The organism is Bifidobacterium jacchi (assembly GCF_009078285.1).
GTDB classification, from domain to species: Bacteria; Actinomycetota; Actinomycetes; order Actinomycetales; family Bifidobacteriaceae; genus Bifidobacterium; species Bifidobacterium jacchi.
Window position 1 is genome coordinate 13,967 of record NZ_RQSP01000037.1, and the last position, 4,752, is coordinate 18,718.

Below are 4,752 nucleotides of genomic sequence, written 5' to 3' on the forward strand. Positions count from 1 at the left end.
CAGGAGCCACCCGTTTTCACCCGATCTCCAGCCGCCGGTACACACAACTGCAAGATATGGTGCAAAACAGCCCACTTTTCGCCCCACACCCCAGCCGCACCGCCCAGCCAGACCAGTCGAACTACACAAAAACACAAATCAAGACCGTCAGTGAGCGTCAGCGAGCGGGTAAGAGACGCCAAGGGGGTATGTGATTACAGTTCGCCGCGGAAGGCGCGGGATTGGAGGGAGGCGAACAGCTCGTCATCCAAGGCGAGCGCCCGCTCGACCTTCGCCCGCGCCGCCGCAATCGCCTCCACCCGCCACGTAAACTCCCGCTGCAACGCAAGCGAATACCAAACTTAATGCAACACTGTTGTCGATTCGGCATGCGCATTGGTCCCACGATGCACATTGCCATTCTCCACATGTAAACACTTTCCCGCTTTATTTATATCGGTCCGTTTCCGCGACATGAAGACTTTCTCCAATCAGTCACCAGTTCGTTTGTATTTGCCATTCAATTCCCATGTGAATATACGGTTACAGTTGGAATGCAAACCGACAGCGAGCACCCCATCAATGATGCCACACCAACGCGAATCAAATATCTACACAATACATTCACATTAACCCAACGCCCTCACGCCGCACCACGGAATTACAGCCACGAGCGACTGAAACAACGCTGATTCCCCTCAGTTAGTCACCAAATAAGCCATTCTCAGTGAAGGATTTCACCCACACGACACCACGTTGTCCCCCAAAACAATACCGACAGAACCATCAGAAGCCCCCAAAACATCAATCCAGACCAATAGTCAAACACAAGCCAATGCAAAGTGATATAGAATTGTCGGCAGAACAGGTACGAAGCCTAAGGAGCGCAAATGGGATTGCTTGATTCATTCGAGGTGATGCCCTATGTGACCGGAGTGCCAAGCATGTCCATCACCAAGGACGGCATCAACTTCAACAAGACTGTGGTCGAAAAACTGGACTCCCCCGCATACGTCCAAGTGCTTGTAGACAAAACAGGCCTCAAAATAGCCGTCATCCCATGCAACAAAGACGCACAGGACGCACGTCCGTTCCTGCGAGACGGACGATCAGCTCGCGCCGGAGTCCGCTGGAACAACACTGACCTGAAAGACACTCTTCAGACACTAGGAAACTGGAATCTGGAAGAGAAAGGATGCAAGGTCGCCGGACGATTCTACCCGGACGACCATGCCATGATCTTCGACCTCAACGATTGGACTCCCATAGAAAGGAGAAGCACTACTGCGGACTAGTCCACCGCACAACCAAGCGCCAAAGGAAAGCGCGGCAGACTACGCCAATAGTCTACCGCGCTGGAAGATGACGAAGATAATGTCACCTGCATTTCACATTATCTCACGCCATCTTCCTTCCTGAAGCGGATTGTTTACATTTGTTACCTTTCTCTTCACAAGGAGGAGCATTATGATGACGTCCGAACGTAACGTTTTCACTCTTTTTGCATGGCTCTGCGCAGAGCTGCTGGCCACCGGCATCACGTTCACCAAGGACGGCTATCCCATATTCCCCGAATCGATCATGTTCAACTGCAACCCGAACGACATCAAGGACATGATCGACTGGAGGAACCGGAACAAGACCAAGAACCCGGGGAACACCGTTGTCGCCATGTATATGGACGATAAGTTCCTGTACCAGCGTCTGTTCCACCTCGAACAGGACCTGCCGGAATACAAGCGCTTTCTCGCGGTCGCCGGATTCGACCTGAGCCCGCGCATCGGCATGGACCCCGATCTCCAACGGTTCAACATCACACTCAGCATGATGGCCACCATCTGGCTCGGGCTACACGGCGTGCGCGTCATCCCGAACTGGCGCATCGGCGACCGGTCCACAGTCCCCGCGCTACAGGCATATCCGCGGAACTCCATGTTCGCAGTCGGCACACTCGGATGCTCGCACGGCAATCATAAGGACAAGGACTACGGCGAGTTCACACTGCGCACGAAACTGCTCATCACCAATCCGAAGCACCTGCTCGTCTACGGACCAATGCTGAAGCGTTACGCAACGGTTCTCAACGAGTTCGAAGTCACCTACACCCAATATCAGGAGTACCGCAGGCGATCATATGATGCCGCCCTCATCAGAAAGGCTGCATGACATGGATGTGAAAGCGAACTACTCCTCCACCGTCCAACATCAGAAGGCGGAAGCAGACCGACAACGCGAACGAGGCGACGACCGACTGTACATCTCAATTCTACGAGGCAAAGCCCGCAATCTGATGTACCGACAGAACTGGCAAGAGGTTTCCCTCCCCGAAATCGTCGAACGTTTCGCTCCAAGAGCTTCACCGATCGTTAAGGGCAACAAGATCCATTACCGAAGCCTCGACGGCGCAATCGATGTACTTGTTGATATCGGTGGAGGATATCTTCGTATTCAAGACCTCAAACATTCGACGCGAAAGCGGCCGGAATATTTGGACTTATCCGGTCACAATCCACGGTACGTCATCGTCAGTGGAAAGAAGGTAAGGGTCCTGCCGCCCGAACAGTACAACCCAATAACCCATTTCCGAATCAAACACATGCTGCAAATCGAATCCCCTAAGCATAAATCCTAAGAAAGGAATTCTCATGTGCGAACAGGCATACACGCTTCTGGTTCCCTTGAATAAGGAGGGAGAGAACGAACTGCTGGGAACTGGCGGCGACGCCGATCTCCCCAATTGCCAAGAATTTGATCTGACCGAGAAGGAAAGCTGGCTGCTCGACCCACTATTCGATAGCTACAACGCCATGTTCGGCATCATCATTGATTATTATGAAGAGGAATTCATCCTTGCAAAGGATATTCCTCAAGCACTGACGATGGCGAAAACAACCTTGAAGCGTTCCACGGATGAGACCGAACAGCGGGGTCTGAACACTCTGATCTCTGCATTACAGATGGCTGAGAATCACGACACCTGCATGGAGATCGTAGGCTGATGAGTCCGACGGAGAGGAACGATTCGAAGGAATGCTGGTATCAGCATCTGACGGATGTTGTTGCAGCGGAACCAAGCAGTCGCTCACAGTCGGTTGATTCCGCCGCATCTGATCCCTCCACCGACGACATTCCGCTCGGAGAACCATACAATCTATGGGATGCCGAGCGGGGTGTCGTCGTGCGTCGCGTCAATGCAAGCTGGCTTGACGCCCACGCGCAAACCAAAGACAACATGGACGCTTTCCTGGAGCGGATGAAATACCAGCATGTCGAGGAGCTCGTCATCCATAATGATCGCCCGAAGTGCGGCAATCCACATTATCGAAGGTTTTCCAGCCGGAGCATCGAAGCATTCCGCATCGCAGTAACGACGAAGGGCATTACCTGCCACATTGACTAGTGGAAGGGAGCCATAAGAATCCGCCGGAAATCATTCAGGCCGATGCAGGGAGCGTAGGTACTCGCGCAGGAACGGAATGGCGAAATCGACGAAGCCTCGCGCCGGAGACGTGATGATATGGTCTTCGATCAGACGCTGACGGTAGATATTGGCATAATCCATGCTTTCTCCCATACGCGCAGCGACTTCCGCAGTCGATGATGGCCCGTCATCCTGCGCCATGGCCGTTACATAGTCAACCGCCCGATCGGAAAGCTGCTTAATCACAGGCGCGCACACGCCCTCCCCCAGTTTCGCCCGCGCCTGTTCCGCGCCAACGCTCACGTCGTCCAATGAGATGGATAGTCCTAATCCGTTAGCACGACGCCGCGCCATGCGCCACATGTTGTATCCGACGAGTTGAATCATGTACGGATAACCACCCGTGCTTTGCGCCGCAAGATCCAGAGCCTCATCAGTGATCGACAGGCCAGCGTTACGAATCGTGGACGCGAACGCGTCCCGCACTTCGTCCAGTGGCACGTCACCGAGCTCCTTGATCGAAGCGCGGCGCAGGAACGTCAGCACCTTGGTGTTCAGCAAATCGGAGACGAGCGACGGCAAACCCGCAAAAACGAACGCGACTTCCGCGTTGTCGCGTAGCATGTGCTGAGCAGCGGTCGCGATGGCGGTCATATCCTCCATGCTCGCATCCTGGGTCTCGTCGATGGTAATCAGTAGGCCTTTGCCTTTGCCCAGCGCACGAAGCCGCGCGGACATGGCGTCGCGCAGCGTGGAGGGACGCAATGCCGGCGCGATGTTCACCTCGCCCAAGCTGGCACCCATCAACGACGGTTTGATGCTCACTCCGGCGATGCGACTCGATTCCGGGGCGATACGCGCGATGAGGCGTTCCGCCAAGCCTTCGGACGCGGTTTCATCGATCACCGTCCAATGTCTGCGCACGGCGATCAGTCCCAGTTCCGTAAGCATCACGGTCTTCCCGCTGCCTCGCGGACCGGTGATCAGCATCAGGCGATCAGGCGCACCGGGACCATCATCCAACCCTTCAGAGAAATCCAATCCTATGGATTCGCGGCCAATGAGTACCGGAGGCATCACGCCTGCCGTTGGTTTGAACGGATTCGCAGGAAACGCCATGACAATCCTCCTTCGCAACGCCGGTTGTCCTATGCATACGTATCCTCAATATACCCGCATATAGAACAAATAGAAAATCTCTAGAACAAGCCCGACCCACGAATCATAAGGGCTTACTATCGTTGCAATTCCAACGATAGTAAGCCCTATATAGGATACGAAATAGAACAAATAGAACAAATAGAACAAGAAGCAACACCATGATTGAACAATTCCACCGACTGCACGGCCCA

The 4,752-nt window shown here is 54.0% G+C and carries 7 protein-coding genes; 6 read left to right on the top strand and 1 reads right to left on the bottom strand.

From position 1 onward, the window contains the following. The 6 genes from EHS19_RS11070 to EHS19_RS08705 all read left to right on the top strand — a co-directional run. Positions 1–194, top strand: a 194-nt coding sequence (locus EHS19_RS11070) for a hypothetical protein (protein ID WP_206666341.1), incomplete at its 5' end; no start/stop codon positions are given. A 675-nt stretch (positions 195–869) separates the two neighbouring features. Continuing rightward, positions 870–1,274, top strand: a complete 405-nt coding sequence (locus tag EHS19_RS08685; protein WP_151917363.1) for a hypothetical protein — start codon at positions 870–872, stop codon at positions 1,272–1,274. Between the two features lie 172 nt (positions 1,275–1,446). Continuing rightward, complete coding sequence (locus EHS19_RS08690) at positions 1,447–2,145, top strand: DUF4417 domain-containing protein (protein WP_151917364.1); 699 nt, start codon at positions 1,447–1,449, stop codon at positions 2,143–2,145. A gap of 1 nt (position 2,146) precedes the next feature. After that, entirely contained in the window at positions 2,147–2,611 is a 465-nt protein-coding gene (locus EHS19_RS08695; RefSeq protein ID WP_151917365.1) for a hypothetical protein, read from the top strand. 13 nt (positions 2,612–2,624) lie between these two features. Further along, positions 2,625–2,978: a hypothetical protein gene (locus EHS19_RS08700; protein WP_151917366.1), complete on the top strand. Its 354-nt coding sequence runs from the start codon at positions 2,625–2,627 to the stop codon at positions 2,976–2,978. Beyond that, a complete protein-coding gene (locus EHS19_RS08705; RefSeq protein WP_151917367.1) occupies positions 2,978–3,379 on the top strand; it encodes a hypothetical protein in 402 nt (133 codons plus the stop codon). Before EHS19_RS08700 ends, EHS19_RS08705 begins: the two co-directional genes overlap by 1 nt. 30 nt (positions 3,380–3,409) lie before the next feature. Here the strand turns inward: EHS19_RS08705 and EHS19_RS08710 are convergent, their stop codons facing one another. Beyond that, positions 3,410–4,519 carry an ATP-binding protein gene (locus EHS19_RS08710; RefSeq protein ID WP_151917368.1) on the bottom strand — a complete coding sequence of 370 codons (1,110 nt, stop codon included), beginning with the start codon at positions 4,517–4,519 and terminating at the stop codon, positions 3,410–3,412. Positions 4,520–4,752: the final 233 nt, after the last annotated feature.